This window comes from Paenibacillus sp. FSL H3-0321 (assembly GCF_038002865.1).
In the GTDB taxonomy this organism is placed as follows: domain Bacteria; phylum Bacillota; class Bacilli; order Paenibacillales; family Paenibacillaceae; genus Paenibacillus_AQ.
Map to the genome: position 1 here is coordinate 3,774,207 of NZ_JBBODH010000001.1, position 17,782 is coordinate 3,791,988.

General features: G+C 50.7%; 19 protein-coding genes. 3 read left to right on the forward strand and 16 right to left on the reverse strand.

The features are described from left to right. Position 1: 1 nt before the first annotated feature. The 12 genes from MHI45_RS16635 to MHI45_RS16690 form a co-directional block, all read right to left on the reverse strand. Positions 2–895, reverse strand: a complete 894-nt coding sequence (locus MHI45_RS16635; protein ID WP_076111025.1) for a DMT family transporter — start codon at positions 893–895, stop codon at positions 2–4. Next, positions 892–2,124 carry a multidrug effflux MFS transporter gene (locus MHI45_RS16640; RefSeq protein ID WP_076111024.1) on the reverse strand — a complete coding sequence of 411 codons (1,233 nt, stop codon included), beginning with the start codon at positions 2,122–2,124 and terminating at the stop codon, positions 892–894. Before MHI45_RS16640 ends, MHI45_RS16635 begins: the two co-directional genes overlap by 4 nt. 160 nt (positions 2,125–2,284) lie before the next feature. Further along, a complete protein-coding gene (locus tag MHI45_RS16645) occupies positions 2,285–3,064 on the reverse strand; it encodes an AAA family ATPase (protein ID WP_445667520.1) in 780 nt (259 codons plus the stop codon). Positions 3,065–3,731: 667 nt separating this feature from the next. Next, positions 3,732–4,340, reverse strand: a complete 609-nt coding sequence (locus tag MHI45_RS16650) for an alpha/beta hydrolase (protein ID WP_340896112.1) — start codon at positions 4,338–4,340, stop codon at positions 3,732–3,734. Further along, positions 4,337–5,287, reverse strand: a complete 951-nt coding sequence (locus MHI45_RS16655) for a ring-cleaving dioxygenase (RefSeq protein WP_341119222.1) — start codon at positions 5,285–5,287, stop codon at positions 4,337–4,339. Before MHI45_RS16655 ends, MHI45_RS16650 begins: the two co-directional genes overlap by 4 nt. Positions 5,288–5,358: 71 nt before the next feature. After that, complete coding sequence (locus tag MHI45_RS16660) at positions 5,359–5,760, reverse strand: DoxX family protein (protein ID WP_038597702.1); 402 nt, start codon at positions 5,758–5,760, stop codon at positions 5,359–5,361. Between the two features lie 147 nt (positions 5,761–5,907). Beyond that, positions 5,908–6,378, reverse strand: coding sequence for a MarR family winged helix-turn-helix transcriptional regulator (locus tag MHI45_RS16665; RefSeq protein WP_052092372.1), 471 nt, complete (start codon positions 6,376–6,378; stop codon positions 5,908–5,910). A 111-nt stretch (positions 6,379–6,489) separates the two neighbouring features. Next, positions 6,490–7,374, reverse strand: coding sequence for a sensor histidine kinase (locus MHI45_RS16670; RefSeq protein ID WP_340896109.1), 885 nt, complete (start codon positions 7,372–7,374; stop codon positions 6,490–6,492). Positions 7,375–7,399: 25 nt separating this feature from the next. Next, positions 7,400–8,146 (reverse strand): ABC transporter permease, encoded by a 747-nt coding sequence (locus MHI45_RS16675; RefSeq protein WP_340896108.1) that lies wholly within the window; start codon positions 8,144–8,146, stop codon positions 7,400–7,402. An 11-nt stretch (positions 8,147–8,157) separates the two neighbouring features. Beyond that, the gene (locus MHI45_RS16680; RefSeq protein WP_341119223.1) at positions 8,158–8,769 is read right to left on the reverse strand and encodes a hypothetical protein; all 612 of its coding nucleotides are present in this window, start codon (positions 8,767–8,769) and stop codon (positions 8,158–8,160) included. 79 nt (positions 8,770–8,848) lie between these two features. Continuing rightward, positions 8,849–9,787: an ATP-binding cassette domain-containing protein gene (locus tag MHI45_RS16685; protein WP_341119224.1), complete on the reverse strand. Its 939-nt coding sequence runs from the start codon at positions 9,785–9,787 to the stop codon at positions 8,849–8,851. A gap of 153 nt (positions 9,788–9,940) precedes the next feature. Further along, complete coding sequence (locus MHI45_RS16690) at positions 9,941–10,630, reverse strand: response regulator transcription factor (RefSeq protein WP_340896104.1); 690 nt, start codon at positions 10,628–10,630, stop codon at positions 9,941–9,943. Between the two features lie 558 nt (positions 10,631–11,188). Between MHI45_RS16690 and MHI45_RS16695 the strand changes: the two genes are divergently transcribed. The 3 genes from MHI45_RS16695 (at position 11,189) to MHI45_RS16705 (ending at position 13,627) form a co-directional block, all read left to right on the forward strand. Next, on the forward strand, positions 11,189–11,881 hold the full coding sequence (locus MHI45_RS16695; protein WP_341119225.1) for a futalosine hydrolase: 693 nt from the start codon (positions 11,189–11,191) through the stop codon (positions 11,879–11,881). 11 nt (positions 11,882–11,892) lie between these two features. Next, the gene (locus MHI45_RS16700) at positions 11,893–12,732 is read left to right on the forward strand and encodes a 1,4-dihydroxy-6-naphthoate synthase (RefSeq protein WP_076111054.1); all 840 of its coding nucleotides are present in this window, start codon (positions 11,893–11,895) and stop codon (positions 12,730–12,732) included. Between the two features lie 73 nt (positions 12,733–12,805). After that, the gene (locus tag MHI45_RS16705) at positions 12,806–13,627 is read left to right on the forward strand and encodes a class I SAM-dependent methyltransferase (RefSeq protein WP_076111014.1); all 822 of its coding nucleotides are present in this window, start codon (positions 12,806–12,808) and stop codon (positions 13,625–13,627) included. Positions 13,628–13,821: 194 nt separating this feature from the next. Here MHI45_RS16705 and MHI45_RS16710 read toward each other — a convergent pair whose 3' ends face one another. The 4 genes from MHI45_RS16710 to MHI45_RS16725 are packed head-to-tail and all read right to left on the reverse strand — an operon-like array spanning position 13,822 to position 17,620. Further along, positions 13,822–14,895 (reverse strand): ABC transporter substrate-binding protein, encoded by a 1,074-nt coding sequence (locus MHI45_RS16710; protein WP_076111013.1) that lies wholly within the window; start codon positions 14,893–14,895, stop codon positions 13,822–13,824. After that, positions 14,892–15,722 (reverse strand): ABC transporter permease, encoded by an 831-nt coding sequence (locus MHI45_RS16715; protein ID WP_038597726.1) that lies wholly within the window; start codon positions 15,720–15,722, stop codon positions 14,892–14,894. Before MHI45_RS16715 ends, MHI45_RS16710 begins: the two co-directional genes overlap by 4 nt. Further along, positions 15,712–16,524: an ABC transporter permease gene (locus tag MHI45_RS16720; protein ID WP_076111011.1), complete on the reverse strand. Its 813-nt coding sequence runs from the start codon at positions 16,522–16,524 to the stop codon at positions 15,712–15,714. Before MHI45_RS16720 ends, MHI45_RS16715 begins: the two co-directional genes overlap by 11 nt. Beyond that, positions 16,514–17,620: an ABC transporter ATP-binding protein gene (locus MHI45_RS16725; RefSeq protein WP_076111010.1), complete on the reverse strand. Its 1,107-nt coding sequence runs from the start codon at positions 17,618–17,620 to the stop codon at positions 16,514–16,516. The genes MHI45_RS16720 and MHI45_RS16725 overlap by 11 nt, the downstream gene beginning before the upstream one ends. Positions 17,621–17,782: the final 162 nt, after the last annotated feature.

Consider the following 17,782-nt stretch of genomic DNA (forward strand, 5'->3'; position numbering starts at 1 on the left):
CCTAACCACTCTCATCCACTGCCTGAGCCGTTTTTGGCCGGATTTTGCGGTTGACCAGCGTTACGCTAAGCAGAATAATCGCCAGACCGGCAAGCGTATTGGCATAGACCGGTTCATTCAGGAAGATTACACCCCATATCAGCCCGAACACGGGGACCAGAAAGGTAACGCTGACGGTCTTGACCGCGCCGACACTCTGGATCAGGTGAAAATACAAGAGATACGCCACGGAAGTGCAAATGAATGACAACCCGAGTACGGAAAAAACCGCTGCCGAAGACGGCAGCTCCCGGGGGGCAAAAATTACCGCCAGCGGCAGCAGCACTACAGCCGCCCCGAGTTGCTGGCCTGCAGCAAGCGCCAATGGCGCAAGGCCACGGCCCACGCGCGCAGCGTATAATCCCCCAAAGCCGTAGGCAAGTGCAGCGCCGAGAGAGAAGAACACGGACAACAGAACCTTGCCGGAGAGCGGCACCGGACTCCATCCGACCAGCACAGCTACGCCGAGCAAGCCGATCACGAGCCCTATAGACTTGGACAGTCCCGGCTTCTCCTGTTGCGTTCCCCAAGCTGCAAGTGCCGCGAACATAGGTGTGGTGGCATTGAGGATGGCTGCCAGCGAAGCGCTAAGATGCAGCTCGGCCATGCAGATCAGTGTGAAGGGCAGCGCGGCATTAATGGAGCCCAGCACAAGGAACTGCTTCCAATGCTGCCAGATCCCCAGCTTCCGCTTGGTGACCGCTGCAAAGAGCAGCAAGGTTGCAGCTGCCAGCGTAACGCGCAGCTCTGTCGTAACAACAGGCCCCAATTCGGGAGAGGCAATTCTCATAAACAGAAAGGAAGCGCCCCAGGAAAAGGCCAACAGCAAAAGAATGGAGAAATCCTTACGGCTCATTTCTTCTCCCCTCTCTTGCAGAGCAGCAGATAGGACAGGATAGAACAAACCCCGGCACCCGCGATCACGATTGCCATCGGCAGCGCCGTTTCGTCACCCCCAAGACCGACCAGCGGAGCGACACAGCCGCCAAGCAGCAGCGGCAGCAGACCCAGCAGTGCTGAAGCGCTGCCTGCGGTTTCTCCCTGATCCTGCATCGCCAGCGAGAAGCTGGTAGTACCCACCATTCCCACACTGGAAACCACAGCGAACAGGCAGATCAGGATGGGAAGAAGACCGCCTCCCGCCAGAATAGTGATCAGCAGCACAACACCTCCCAGTGTACAGAGCAGGAGGCCGCTGGCCAGCAGCTTCGCTTCGCCCAGCCGTCCGGACAATCTTCCGGCAATCTGGCCGGACATAATAATCCCCAGCCCGTTAACGGCAAAGATCAGACTGTACATTTGCGGAGACACTCCAAAAATATTTTGCAGCACAAATGAAGAGCCGGAAATATAAGCGAACATCGCCGCTGTAACAAACCCTTGAGAGAGCGCATAACCTATAAACTTCCTGTTGCGGAGCAGATCACGGAAGGTGCGCAGCGTGCCTAGCAGCCCGCTTTTTACGCGCCGCTCCTTCGGCAGCGTCTCCGGCAGCCGCAGCAGAATGGTGGCGCAAAAGAGCAGCCCGGCTGCAAATAATACAATGAATACGCCCTGCCAGGTCGTTACTCTTAGCAGTTGCCCGCCGATAACGGGAGCGAATATGGGCCCCAGACCATTGACGATCATCAGCAGGGAGAAAAACTTCGTGAGTTCGGAGCCGCTGTACAGATCGCGGACCGCCGCCCGGGAGATGACCACCCCTACCGAGCCGGCCAGGCCCTGGATAAAGCGCAGCCCGACCAACAGCCCGATCGAGGGGCTGAAGGCGCAGAGCAGCGAGGATACCGCATAAATCAGCATGCCGATGAGCAGCGGACGGCGGCGCCCGTGGACATCACTCAGAGGCCCTGCCACAAGCTGCCCCAAGGCCAGCCCCAGCAAAAAGAAGGTCAGACTGAGCTGCACCAGCGCTGCGCTAGTGCCGAAATGTTCGCCAAGCGCGGGAAGCGCAGGCAAATACATATCGATGGACAGCGGACCAATGGTGGCAATAGCCCCCAGAATGACAGCAAGCTGAAGTCGCTGTTTCCGCGATGGGCCTTCTGCGGCCAGCGAATTCTTATCGTTTTGTATTTTGATCATGGTAAATTATCGTCAACCTTTCCGCAGCAGCCCTCAGGCAAGTTTTTTGTATTCTTCATACTACCTGATGCGGGACGTGTTGTTCAATGTTTTTCCCTATTTATCCCATTGGACTTTCAGTGCATGTACAGGTCACCCGCCCATAATGAGCAGTCCTGCATTATCTATGTACCTCAGAAGCAACGGCTTTCCGGTGCGGGTTGTATTCGGCATAGGCTCCGGTTATGTGTCTGTAATCCAGCGGGGCATCCTCGATGATCGCTTTGCGTTTGGCTTTCAATACAATTTGCTCGATATCGGCAAGGCTGCAGCCCGCCAGCAGTTCAGCCATCCGGCGGGACAGCTCCTGGGCCTCCGGTTCAGAACCGACAAACAGCCTAATATACTGAAGCCGGTCTTCCTCCGTCGGCAGCGAATACGTCATTTTTGTATCAAACCGCCGCCACACCGCGGGGTCCAGCTCTTCCTCCAGGTTGGTAGCGGCAACAAAAATACTTTCGCCATGAAACTCATCCAGGTATTGCAGCAGCGTGTTAACCACCCGTGCCATCTCCTTCACCTCATCGCCGGAATCACGCATTCGGCCCAGCACATCGAATTCGTCCAGAAACAGCACACAAGGCGCAGCATTGGCATAGTCAAATACCTTCCGCACATTGCTTCCTGTCTCACCAAGATGGCTGTGTATAATGGTATCCAGGCGGACCAGAACAAGCGGAAGCTCCAGGCGGTGCGCGATATAAAATGCGGTCAGCGTTTTGCCGGTGCCGGGAGGACCGAACATCACCATTTTGCTCGACATAGGCACATCCTCTGCCTCAAATCTTTCTTTCATGCCCTGGATCGTAATAAATTCATCCACAATGGTCCGGTTCACCCCGTTCAGAATGATGCGCCGCACCTTGCGGCCGCATTCCTTTGGTGTATATACGGTTGCCATATCCAATCCCTTGGCCCGGGGCAGCCGGGCGGGGTTGCTATTCTTTTTGCTGCTGTTCACGTTGGGTAGACTCCTTACATTCATAATATTAAATAGTAACAATTACGATTAAAGTCCATCGTACCAAAAACCGGAGGAATTTGCTACACCCTTTGCTATCTGCAAGCAAAAACTAGAACGCTGCCGGAGGATTAGATGGATTTAGACAGAACATCATAAAGGAACACACGTGTGTGCGTCCGTGTCCGGAAAGTGTATTCCTGGCTCTCAGCATAAACGGACCGAGTTGCACTTATTTTGGGCTTTTAGCCTGTTACAGTAGGGAAACGGACTCCAGTGCAGTTATTTCTCCCTGATGGCCGTTTTTAGATAGAATGCAGAGCAGATAAGGTCCACTGGGTCCGAAAAAGAAAATAAACAGGGGTTTTACTCTCCTTAGCGTCTCCTGAGTCCGGTACGAGTAAACGAACCCGCTGAGGGCTTTTAAGGGACCCTATTTCTGTACTAAATCCCTGCTTCCCCAGAGCCCTTCCAGTTTGAAGACATGCTCTAGCAGGCTGGCTTGCGCAATATCATGACAGCAAAAACCGCCCGCAGGGGCTTCTAAGCGACATTACGTCACTTATCAGCGGCCCCGCAGGCGGTTGTAGTTGTAGCCTTCCTGAAATTATTTGCTGTTCCGGTTCAGCCAATCACGGGCTGCTTCAGCCTCGGCCGCGCTCAGACGGTGTCCCTGATTACCCCAGTGGGAGGTAACTTCAGCCCCCGCCTCCTGCAGCAGCAGCTCCAGCTCCCGCGTTTCTTCTGCCCGGATCAGCGGGTCATTGGTGCCCGCACCGATGAAGACCGAAACGCCGTTAAGCGAAGGGATCGCAAGACCCCGGAGCGGCACCATCGGATGCAGCAGCACTGCCGAACGGAACAGGTTTCCGTAATGAAAAAGCAGGCTGCCGGCGATATTCGCTCCATTGGAGTAGCCGACGGCTACGAGATTGTCTGCATCGAAACCGTACTGCGCCGCAGCTACATCCAGGAACTGCTTCAGCTCATGGGTGCGGAAGATCAGGTCCTCTTCATCAAAGACACCTTCAGCCAGACGGCGGAAGTAACGCGGCATGCCGTTCTCCAGCACATTTCCCCGGATACCCAGTACAGAAGCGCCGGGAGCCAGCAGCTCCGCCAGCGGCAGCAAATCCTGCTCGTTTCCACCTGTGCCATGGAATAATACTAGTGTTGGTTGGTTAGCGTCTGTTCCTTTGCGATAGACATGAATCATCCCTGCTTCACCTCAATTTCCCGGATTTCAAAAGGGCTCAAATTCTCTTCGATCAGGGCACGGTGCGGTTCAAACCATGCCGGAAGCATCAGCTTCTGGCCCAGCGCATCCGGAGCCTCGTCATTGGCGAACCCTGGAGGATCGGTAGCAATCTCGAACAGGATTCCGCCTTCTTCACGGAAGTAGATGGCATTGAAGTATTGGCGGTCCTGTACCGGAGTGGGCTGGTAGCCGTGGCTTTGCACATGGCGTCCCCATTCCAGCTGCTCGGCATCATCTTTAGCGCGCCAGGCGATATGATGAACGGTTCCCGAGCCTCCGGCTCCTTGCGGCACCGGCGAGTCTTTAAGATCTATAATATTGCCGAGATCGGCAGTAGAGCCGTAACGGATATAACCGTCTCCCTTGGCGATCAGCTCCATTCCGAGTGTACGGGTAAGTGTATCGGCCGTTTTTTCGGGATTTGTACTGTAGAGCACAGCCCCGCCAAAACCTTTAATGGCATGCTCCGCAGTCACTCCGGCAAAGGACCAGGTACTCCGCGGACCTGCTTCGCGTTCCACAAGCTCAATCCGCAGTCCATCGTAATCGCTGAAAGACAGGTAAGACTCAGAGATCCGGGTTACACGGGTAACCGGAATCTGATATGCGGCAAGCCGCTGCTCCCAGAAAGCCATCGAACCAACCGGAATCGCGTAAGTGGTTACGCCAACCTGCCCGCCGCCAATCCGGCCTTTGCGCCCTGTCGACCAAGGAAAGAAGGTAATAATGGTGCCCGGTGCACCCTGCTCATTCCCGAAATAGAGGTGGTAAACCTCGGGGGCGTCAAAGTTAATTGTCTTTTTTACAAGCCGCAGGCCGAGAATTCCGGCATAGAAATCGGCATTGCGCTGAGCATCTCCGACAAAAGCTGTAATATGGTGAATCCCTGCAGTTTGAAGTGTCATTATAAGTCATCTCCCTAAGGTTTTTTTAGATGATAAGTTTGAATAGATGAACATCTGGCGTATAATCCGATTTAGTTAAAAAACAGGGCATCCAGCGAAATCGAACCTGCTCCGGTCAAAGCCACACCTACTGCGACTACGAGCACCGTTAATGGAAACTCGATTCCGTTGGCCGTCGACCAAAATCCGTTCGGAGCATGAACCTTGATAATCGCGCCGAGCATCGTTGCGGCAATCAATACTGCGGCTACAGGAGTCAGGAGTCCGGCTGCGAACAGCAAGCCTCCGACAAGCTCCAGCATTCCTGCCAGCACGGCCATCGCGACCCCCGGCTTAATGCCGATGGATTCCATCCAACCGCCAGTACCCTTTGGACCGTATCCTCCGAACCAGCCAAACAGCTTCTGTGCCCCATGTCCGATAAAAGCAATCCCGATCACCAATCTTATCAATAACAACCCTACACTAACCATTTTATACCCTCTCCATTCTCTTGAATTTAATTATCTTAACCTTAAGATATTAGCTAAAAAAATATAGTTGAACCTTGTACTTGCTGCTGGCCTGGTAAACGCTGATAAGCAAGCTTCACACCCCGTTCTTAGGAGAACGCCGCTAACCTAAATGCCTTTACCAAGCTTCTTTAGTAATTCTATTGCCTGTTCCTTCTCTTCCTGATTCAAACCGCCCATCATCCCGTGAATAGAAGAAACATGGCGGGGGAAAATATCGTCAAACAGCTCGCGGCCCGCTTCGGTAATCTCCGCATAAGTTACGCGCCGGTCATCGCTGCAGGGAACGCGCTTCAGCAGTCCTCTCTTCTCCAGCTTGTCGATATTGTAAGTGATGCTCCCGCTGGTAACGAGAATCTTCTCTCCGATCTGCTGCAGCGGAATCCGCGTTCTATGATAGAGCACCTCAAGGATCATAAACTCGGCAGAAGCTAAACCATGGCTCTTCATATCCTTTACTGCCAGATCCATCAGGCTCTTATAAGCTTTGGACAAGACCACGAACAATTTCAGTGATGAAGCCTGCTCCTGATCCGATGCGCCAGCCGTCTTGCTGATCAACTCATTGTAGTCACTCATATTGTACACCTCCAATGCATATCGCATTTATCTTTAAGTTAATTATCTTTAAGTTAAGATAAATATAATCCTGCGCGGGAAATTTGTCAACAGTTTTTATTTCCTTCAACTCTATAAAACAATCTTGATCTGCAGATGATCTCCTATTAACTCGGCACTGACCGTTCCGCGTAATTTATCTGTCAGTATTTTGACTATCGACAATCCTAATCCTGTACTTCCCGCGCTTCGTGATACATCTGAAGTATAGAAGCGGTCAAATAACCGCGCCGGATTAAGGTCTTGTGAACTGGATATTGCATTTGTCAAAATCAATTCTGTTCTACCATTATTCAGAAGGGTGATCCTGATATCACTCATGGCATGCCGCGCCGCATTGTCGAGCAAATTCTGTAAAATACGCCGCAGCATCTCTTCGTCAGTCCAAACAAATACGCTTTCTTCCGGGAGTGATATCTGCGGATGCAAGCCCCTCTGCTCAAACATCGTTGCACATTCTGCAACGGTATCCATGATGACATTAGAGTAATTAACATTTCGAAACTCCGGTTGAATATGCTCAGAATCAAGTACAGCCAATTCATAAAATGACTTGATCAAGGTTTGTAAATGATTTGCTTTTCGTAAAGTAATGACGATTTGCTCACGCTGCTCTAAAGTTACACGGCCTTTTTGCAAAAGCTGAAGGTAGCCGATCATTGAGGTTAGCGGTGTCCGCAGATCGTGGGAGATATTCGCTATGGATTCTTTCAAGTGTTTTCCGCTTCTGATCATATTAATCCGAAGTTCGCGCTGCTTGGTCAGATTCTTATTAATTTCTGCAGCCAGCAGGGTGACATCCTTATCAATCAATGAAATGTCCAGCTTCTTATCCATATTTCCGGCTGACAGTTCTATCAATTGTTTTGTGATATTGCGTATTTGCTTTCTAAGCGAAAAGAGGCGGAACATAAGTGTTACAAGCATTATCGCTAATAGGATAATAATATACAGCATCTATTATAGCGCCCCTTTCCCCGTCTTATTTTAATTCACATGTATTGAATCTCTGAAATGAAAGTGAGATGAAAAAAAGCAGATATACCAGCCCCGAGAGTAAAATTTCTGAAACTTGTGCTGTAGAAAGCGAATAGGCCAATGATGTTCTAATTTGATTCATAGGTAAAAAACGCAACCAAGGCAACGAATCATACCACCCCATAGGTCCGGCATAGGCGATGCACATGGCACTTACAAAAAGAACAATCATAGAGACAGAAACGGTTCTAGCCGAGTCCCGGAATATGAATGCAAAAAAAATGCAAATAGAAAACACCGCACTATTAAGTAATACAGAAAAACCAACCACCTGCAGGATATACAATACATCATTATTCCAAGAATCTCCCCATCCCAGCAGAAAAGACATTCGTATGCTTCCCACAATGGGACTTATCAGCATTAAAATGTTGAAAACGGCTAAATAAATGAGACATTTACTAATAAAGATTTTCTTTCTGGAATGACCTGCTACAACCTCCAAATGTATCGTTCGATTGGTGAAATCCTGTCCAATCAGCAAAGCTACGATAGCAGAGAACAAAACCAGCCAAATGGTGGAATCATAGACCATTGCAGTGAAGATACCTATAGCATCTACACGTGTAGTCAAATCGGCAACATAACCTTTGCTGGCGAATACTCCATAAATTATACTTAGCAGCGAACAACCGATAAAAAATTTGTTATATTTTAAACGGTACCATTCCATTTGCATAAGATTATTCATTGTATCCCCCTTTAATGTAACTCTGAACGATTGAAAATCTTGCTTGCAGCGAAACACAAAACCGCAAGAAAAATCATCCCGACAAGCAGCGCTGCTCCTAATGATGAAGAATGCTCTATTAAAAGTCTCAACTGTCCCAAAGGAATAAACCTTGCAATCTCTTTTGCATGTGGACCATTCAGCAGGAATATAGTTAGAAAATATAGCAACGCCGGGATTGATAATGTGTTCCCGACATCTTTACATGTAAAGGCTGCTATTAGAGAAACTCCGCACATCGCAGCATTTAGTACAGCTGTTGTAAAAAATATAGAAATTAGATAATCCAGATCTGACCAGAATGAAGAATGTCCCCATCCGTGAATAAACGTGTTTATAGAAATGATCAGAACCGGTTGCATTAATAAAATGATGTTTGATCCGGCTATAAATACTATGGCTTTGCTAAAAAACACATGATAGCGTTTATGCCCTGCACATATTGTCTGGTAAAGTGTATGGTCGGCAAGATCTTTTCCGATATAAAGAGCTCCGAATACACTTGTCAACAGCATTAATATGGGCGCGTTATACAAAGATGCAAAGATACTTTCATATCCGCTTAGTTCCCCTTGATCAAGCATAAGGAAACTTCCGAGGACTATTGACAGTCCCAGCAGGACGAAAAAACTTCTATCATGCTTCAGCTTGTACATTTCAGCTTTAATGAGACAATACATTATTTTCTCCCCCAATACGGTGGAGGAAGTAACTTTCCAGCGTATCACCAGCCAGTGCCATTCCGGTTATCAGTACACCTTCCTTCATAAGCACCGCAGAGATAGCCTCCATGTCATCCAAGTGATCGTACAATTTAATAGTTCCATCAGGCATTACCTGATACTCTTTTATGCCCAGCTGACTCTCTAATGCGAGCAATGCATTCTCAACCTTATTGGTTTGCAGCGCAATATGGCGTTTACACTTTTCATTCAGCTGATTTTGCGTTAATTCTTCTATTAGGGTACCTTTATTAATCAATATGTATTGCGACACCGTTTGGTAAAGCTCATTAAGAATATGACTGGATATTAATATCGTTGTACCGCGTTCCTCATTCAAGCGCTTCAGTAAAATCCGCATTTCAGCAATCCCCATGGGGTCAAGGCCATTAATGGGTTCATCTAAAATGAGTAATTCAGGATCATGAAGTAATGCAATTGCAATACCCAAGCGCTGCCTCATTCCCAAAGAAAAATTACGGACAGCCTTCCTTCCTATACTATTGTCATTCAGACCGACCAGTTCCAAAGTTTCCTTGATTACCTGTTTATCAGGTATGCCACGCTGAATACGCTGAACCTCCAAATTCTGTACAGCAGTCATATTGGGGTAAAGCGCGGGTGTTTCGACCATACAGCCTATTCGTTTACGCTGCTCTTGCAGAGCCTGTTTTCCTGTTTTTCCAAAAAGGTACAGCTCGCCGCTTGTGGGAAAGGATAACCCTGCAATCAAGCGAATCAACGTTGTTTTTCCTGCTCCGTTCTGACCCATGAAGCCATAAATTTTTCCCCGTTCAATACTTAAATTAATATTATCCAAGGCCAAAACATGATTGTATTTCTTGGTGAGGTTTTTGGTCATAAGGATGGTATCATTCATCTCTGTCACACTCCTTATATAAAATAAGCTAAAGTACAGAAGCTTGTGGTTGCTGCCTATTTTAGAATAAAACCTTAAATAAATTCTTAAATTAAACCAGCGTATCTTAAAGAATCCATAAAGTCTTTGTTCGTGACTATGATTAAATTTAGTTTATGTAGTCTTATACAAGCGATAGCCAATTCCCCAGACAGTCTCTATGTATTGCTGGTCCGGGTTGATGACCTTCAACTTATTGCGTATGTTGCTAATATGGACATTAAGCGTATTATCCTCGCTCATATATTCTTCGTTCCATATACTCCTGAATAAATTTGCTTTTGAATATATTTTGTCCGGATGCCTCATAAGCAGCGCCAAAATCCCATATTCTTTGGCAGTAAGTGCAAGTTCGCGCCCGGCAACCTTCACAAGATGATTAATATCATCCAGCTCAATATCTTTATAGATCAGACATTTGGAACCGGCAGTATTCATCTGCATTTTATTACGCCGCAAATTACTTTCGATCCGGGCTAAAGTCTCGTCGAGATCAAAGGGTTTTGTGATGTAATCATCTGCTCCGATACGTAAAAGATCTATCTTGGTTTGCGTTGTATCTTTGGCAGAAATCACTATCACCGGAACTGCAGAATGTTTGCGCAGTTCAAGCAGAATCTGATCACCGCTTTTATACGGCAACATCAGGTCTAACAATATTAAATCAAAGGTTTCCGTTTGAATAAGCTGCAAGGCTTCTAATCCATCATATGTAGAGGTCGTTAAATAACCATGTCCGGATATAAAGCTGTGAAGCAATCCGTTTATTTCTTTCTCATCTTCGACAATCAGTATATGCTCCATTTCATCACACCTCTTGATTAACTTGAGATCCGGTTATTCTGCTCACAGCTAATTTGCCGGATTTTCAGGGTATAAAATCTTCCTTTTCCCCTTTATTTTAACACTAATCCTCGAAAATACGCTTACTATATAGACTGAACTTATAATTCTTCAATTTTGGGATTGGTCGTGACTGCAGAGAATGTTTGGACTTCCGGCCGCTGTTAGGTTTGGATTTCCTGAATTAACCGCGAATCGCGGTAGAAATCCAAACCTTGCCCATGCTTCCGAAGTGAGCTTTCCTGCGGAAAGCTTTCAGGCGGTCGCTATCGCTCCTACAGTTCCAAAATCCCCCTCCGTTGCTCCTTTCCCTTATCTCAAGTTTTTAAGTTCATTCTATATAGCATTTCAAATCATTTTGATTTCAGCTAACCTGTCTAAGAATTCCCCGGCGAATTTGACCTGCCTCCTAAAACGGCGTAGACTTTCAAAAGTGAGCAGGAACAATAAAAGATCAGGCCGCAACCAGCGGTTTATTTGTGCTATTTCAAGTTCATCTATAGAGAAGGAGGCTGAGCCATGAAGACAGATCATACTTCAACCTCTACCGGCGAAGCCGTGGAGGAAGCCCTGCCGCGCGTGCTGATCGTAACCGCTGTCGAAGCCGAGCGGGAGGCGGTCCTGCGCGGCCTGAGGGGCAGCAGCAGGTTCCACGTCATTGCCGCGGGTGCCGGCACCGCGGCTGCAGCGGCGGGCACCGCCGCCGCTCTGGCAGCCGGAAGCTACGGCTGCGTCATCAGCGCCGGGATCGGCGGCGGGTTCCCCGGGCGGGCGCCCGTAGGCTCGCTGGCCCTCGCCAGCGAGATGATTGCCGCCGACCTCGGGGCGGAGACGCCGGAGGGCTTCCGCAGCGCGGCCGAGCTCGGCTTCGGCCGCGTGTCCGTGCCGGCCCACTCCGGCACGGTGCAGGCAGTTGCGGCCGCGCTCGCAGCGGCCGGGCTTACGGTAAGCACAGGCCCTGTGCTTACCGTGTCAACGGCGACCGGCACCGCCGGGACGGCCGCCGCTCTGGCCGCGCGGCATCCCGGTGCCGTCGCGGAGGCGATGGAAGGCCACGGGGTTGCCGTGGCCGCCCGGCACTTCGGGATCGCGGCGCTGGAGCTGCGCGCGATCTCGAACCCGGTCGGCCCGCGTGACCGGGCGGCGTGGAAAATCAATGAAGCCATGGATGCCCTCGCGGCCGCGGCTGCGATACTACTGGAGGTGCTGTAATGACAACCGAACTGAATATTGCCTTTTCCCCTTGTCCCAATGACACCTTTGTGTTCCATGCCTGGGCGCATGGGCTAGTAGAGAATGCACCCAAGCTGAATGTTACCTTTGCAGATATTGATATTACGAACGGTCTGGCTGCTGATGGTGCCGGGCCTGAGGTGCTCAAAATCTCCTATGCTGCCCTTCCCTGGGTGCTGGAGCGGTACAAGCTGCTGCCTTGCGGCGGCGCACTTGGCCGGGGCTGCGGCCCGCTGGTGCTGACCCGCAAAGGGCCGGGCGCGGTCAAGCATCCCAAGGAGCTGTCGGGCCGCAGAATCGCTGTACCCAGCGAGCGCTCCACCGCCTATCTGCTGTTCCGGCTGTGGGCTGCGCAGCAGGTTCCGGGCGGTCCATCCGAAATCGTCGTCATGCCTTTCGATGAGATTATGCCTGCTGTGCGTGACGGGCAGATTGATGCCGGACTGGTGATTCACGAAGCCCGGTTCACTTATCCTTCCTACGGTCTCCACATGCTGACCGATCTTGGCAACTGGTGGGAAAGTGATACCGGACTGCCTATACCGCTTGGGGCAATTATCGCCCGCCGCGATCTGGACAGCGAAGCCATCTCCGGCTGGATACGCAGTTCACTGCAGTACGCCTGGGATCATCCTACAGCAAGCAGAGATTATGTCCTGGACCACGCCCAGGAGCTGTCTCCGGAAGTCGCCAAATCACATATTGATCTTTACGTGAATGAATTCTCGATGAATCTCGGGGAGGACGGCTACGCAGCAATCTCTGCTCTGCTGAACCGCGCCGCGGCCGAGGGTCTCGTGCCCGCCGTTGCTCCTGAGCTGCTTCGTTAGAGCATGAAACAGATGACTTCGGAAGCTTTTAAATTTACAATGAAGCTAAAGATCAGTGATGGGAGAGGATTCAATGATTCCTGCAGGCAACAGCAAGCAAAACATCGACCGCTTCTTGGGATTTCAGGACGAATACGACCGTTACCGCCCGGAGGCCCCGCCATTGGTTACTGAATTGTTGACGAATTACTTGGGCAGCCGCCCTGCCCTCGTGGCCGACATAGGCTGCGGAACAGGACTGTCCACCTTTCTGTGGAGAGAGAGTGCCGGCTCTGTAGTCGGCATAGAACCTAACCCCGACATGCTGGCCAAAGCGCTTGACAAGCTTGCCCGGCAAGGACAGCAACAATCCCTGTCCTTTATCCAAGGATACTCCAACCAGCTGCCCTTTGACTCTGGCAGTGTTGATATCATCACCTGCTCCCAGTCGTTCCACTGGATGGAGCCGGTAAGCACACTGCAGGAAATCTCCCGCTGCCTGCGCCAAGGCGGGGTGTTCGCCGCTTATGACTGCGATTGGCCGCTCGTATTACAGGCGGATATTGAAACCCGCTACAAACAGCTGATATCCGCCGCCGATGAACTGCTTGATGTACTCCAGCCAGCCGCCGAACAGGCGCATAAATGGGATAAAGAGGGACATCTGGGCCGGATAGAGGCCAGCGGCTGCTTCTCCTTTGCTCGGGAAATCGTTTTTCATAATACAGAAGAATGTGATGCCGAACGTTATGTCGGGCTGGCACTCAGTCAAGGCGGCATTCAAACCGTTCTGAAGCTCAGATCTTCCGCACTGGAGCAGCTTATTTCCGATTTCTCCGTGGCGGTAGAGCAGTATTTCCAGGGCCGGACCCTGCCGGTACACATCAGCTACCGGATGAGAGTCGGGATCAAATAATGCATGATACAGCTATCTGCTCTATATAGAACCCAAAAAACTGATTTCTGAGTTTATCAGTGTGCATTTTCTCTTCAATTTAAGTCTCCCATCTTTTCACGTCCCAACAAAAAAGCGCCCAAATACGGAAACTCCGCATTTGGGCGCTTTCTACTGGCTATGACTAACTGGCATGTTATGGTTATGCCACCAGCTTATTTCTTGTTCATCTTGAACTTCAGGAACAGCTCGTTGTAATGGGCGAGCATCCGCTTGCCGAGGTTGTCGTAAACCTCCAGCCGGTCGGTAATTTCAGCCGGCGGATAGAAGCGGGTATCTCCGGAAATATCCTCCGGCAGCAGCGCAAGCCCCGGAACGTTAGGTGTAGAATAACCGACATACTCTGCATTCTTCGCCGCCACATCGGGACGGAGCATGAAGTCGATGAACTTATGCGCCCCTTCCACATTGGCTGCTGTGCGCGGAATGACCATGTTGTCGAACCATTTGTTCGAACCTTCCTCCGGCACCACATAATCGAGCTTGTCGTTCTCATCCATAATTTCCGAGGCGTCGCCGGACCATACGATCCCGACGGCTGCTTCTTCGTTCGCCAGCAGCATTTTGACCTCGTCACCGACAATAGCCTTCACATTGGGAGACAGCTTGTTCAGCTTGGCCAGCGCTTCCTGCAGGTGATCCTCATTCCGGTCGTTGACGGAATAATGCAGGCTGTTCAGCGCCATCCCCATGACCTCGCGGGCCCCGTCAACCAGGAAGATACTATTGTTCAGTCTGCTGTCCCACAGGGAATCCCAGCTGCTGAAATCAATCCCCTCCGTCATTTCCGGATTGTAGATAATGCCTACTGTTCCCCAGAAATACGGCACCGAATACAGATTTCCCGGATCGAAGGAAAGATCCATGAACTGCGGGTCAATATTGGCCAGATTCGGAATCTTGCTGTGATCCAACGGAAGCAGCAGCTTCTCTTCCCGCATCTTGGCGATAGCATAGTCTGAAGGCACAACAACATCAAAGGTTGTCCCGCCTTGCTCGACCTTGGTCAGCATCGCCTCATTGGAATCAAAGGTCTGGTAAATGACCGTAATCCCGGTCTCTTCCTCGAACTGCTTCAGCAGTTCAGGTTCGATATAATCGCCCCAGTTATAGATGGTCAGCGTATTGCCGCCCGTATAGCCCTCAGCCGAATTCAGCCTGGAAGCCAGGAACATTAGCCCAAATGCGACGATGAGAATCGCCAGAAAAGCATTCACCAGCTGTTTCATCTAGGCACCCCCACTTCAGCGGCCGGCTCTGCAATATGAACCGCCGGGCGTTGCTTCCGGCGGTTCAGGAAATAATAACCGACGACAAGCAAGATGGTGAAGAGGAAGATCAGCGTGGACAACGCGTTAATCGACAGGGATACACCTTGCCGCGCGCGGGAATAGATTTCCACCGAAAGCGTCGAATACCCGTTGCCTGTCACGAAGAATGTCACCGCGAAATCATCCAGTGAATAGGTAAGGGCCATAAAGAAGCCGCTGAAGATCCCGGGTTTAATAATCGGCAGAATCACCTTGGTCAGCACATCGCGGCGGCTGGCCCCGAGATCACGCGCAGCATCGGTCAGCGTCGGGCTCATGTCCTGCAAATGCGGCAGGATCATCAGCACGGCAATCGGCACGCTGAATGCGACATGCGAGAGCAGGACCGACACGAAGCCGAGCTTGATCCCGGCAATCGTGAACAGGATCAGGAAAGACGCACCGATAATGACATCGGGGCTGACAATCAGCACATTGTTCAGTGAGAGCAGTGTATTCTTAGCCCTCCGGCTGCGGATGCGCTGAATGGCCAGCGCCCCGATGATCGCAATCAGCGTAGCAATCGCCGAAGACAGCAAGGCGATCACCAACGTGTTAATCATAATAATCATCAGCCGCGTATCCTGCACAACCTCACGGTAATAATCCAGCGTAAAGCCTTCGAAGCCATGCATCGTCCCGCCGCTGTTGAAGGAATAGTACATCAGGTAGAAGATAGGTGCGTACAGCACGGCAAAGACCAGCACCAGGTACAGATTTGAAATCCCATTCTTATTACTTCTCATGCCGCACCCCTTTCCGCGAGCTGCCCGACAGAATCATGAACAGCGCCATGATAACAATCAGGAAGACGGCAACTGTAGAGCCCATTCCCCAGTCCTGAGTGACCAGAAAATGCTGCTCAATGGCGGTGCCCAGCGTAATGACCCGGTTGCCGGCGATAAGGCGGGTAATCATAAACAGCGACAGCGCCGGAATAAATACCGCCATGCAGCCGGAGCGCACGCCGGAGATGGTCAGCGGGAAAATGACCCGCCGGAACGTCGTCCACCCGGAGGCACCCAGATCGCGGGCCGCATCTACAAGGGACAGGTTCAGCTCGTCCAGAGCGCTGAAGATCGGCAGGATCATGAACGGGATAAAGATATATACCGAGACAAAGACAAAGCTGAAACCCGTAAAGAGGATTTGCTGCTCTCCAATGCCCAGCACGTCAAAGACATTGTTGACCGGCCCGAAGGTCCCAAAGATACCGATAAAGGCATACGTCTTCAGCAGCAGATTAATCCATGTCGGCAGGATAATCAGCAGCAGCCACAGCTGCTTATGCTTCGTCCGGGTCAGCAGATACGCCGCCGGATAAGCCACCAGCAGCGAGAACAGCGTAATCAGGATCGCGTACCAGAAGGAGTTGAGCATCATTTTCATATATACCGGTGTAAAGAAGTTCACGTAGTTGTCCAGTGTAAGATGCCCGTCCAGATCAAACAGGGAGTAGTAGACAACCAGCAGCACCGGCGCTATGACGAACAGGGCGATCCATAAGTAATAAGGGATGAGGAAATACGAGCGGCCCTTACTCTTCATGGTTCTCCACCTCGGCGTAAGCTTCCAGACGTCTGTCGAATTCTTCCTCCGTTTCCCCGAAACGCATAACATGAATCGCTTCCGGATCGAAATACAGCCCGATCTCGCTGCCGACCTCCGCCTTGCGCGTGGAATGAACCAGCCATTCGTGGCCGGACCCGTCGTAGCAGCTGATCTCGTAATGTACGCCGCGGAACAGCTGGGAATCCACGCGGACGCGCAGTTTGCCTTGTTCAACGGCAGCAATCTCCAGATCCTCCGGACGGATCACGATCTCCACCGCTTCATTCGGCTTCAGCCCCGCATCCACACATTCAAAGCGGTGGCCGTTAAATTCAACGATATAATCCTCAATCATCACACCGGGCACAATGTTCGACTCGCCGATGAAATCAGCCACGAAGCGGTTGATCGGCTCATCATAAATATCGTTAGGCGTTCCGCTCTGCTCAATGCGTCCGCCGTTCATGACAAAAATCCAGTCGGACATGGCCAGCGCTTCCTCCTGGTCATGGGTAACGAAGATAAAGGTGATGCCCAGCCGCTGCTGCATTTCCCGCAGAATGTACTGCATTTCCGTGCGCAGCTTAAGATCAAGTGCCGAAAGAGGCTCGTCGAGCAGCAGCACCTGCGGTTCATTGACGATGGCCCGGGCAATCGCTACACGCTGCCTCTGTCCGCCGGACATTTCATTAATGGCCCGCTGATCGTAGCCTACAAGGTTGACGAAGCGCAGCGCTTCCTGCACCTTTTGCGTGATGACCTCTTTCTTAAGCTTCTTGATCCGCAGTCCAAAGGCCACATTCTCAAATACGTTCAGGTGCGGAAACAAGGCATAGTCCTGAAATACCGTATTGACCTGCCGTTCGTTGGCGGGAATGTGGTTGATGATTTTGCCGTTCAAATAAATGGAACCACCCGTTGGTTCAGCGAACCCGGCGATCAGACGGAGGATTGTCGTCTTTCCGCAGCCCGAGGGTCCCAGCAGTGTATAGAATTTGCCGCGTTCGATCTCGAAGCTGACTCCTTTTAACACGGCTTCTTCATCGTCGTATTGTTTGGTAACCTGGTCAAAAGAAATAATAGTGCCTTCCAGGGTAGTTATGGCTAACGACCTCCCTTACCTTATGTAGTACAACCTATTTTACCCGCTTCTCGCAGGGAACAATCTAAAGTGGCATGCTCAGCGCTGATAAGCGACAATTCCTCCCTTCCTTCGACACACTTCAATATATATAGCATATAGGATTAATGCAAT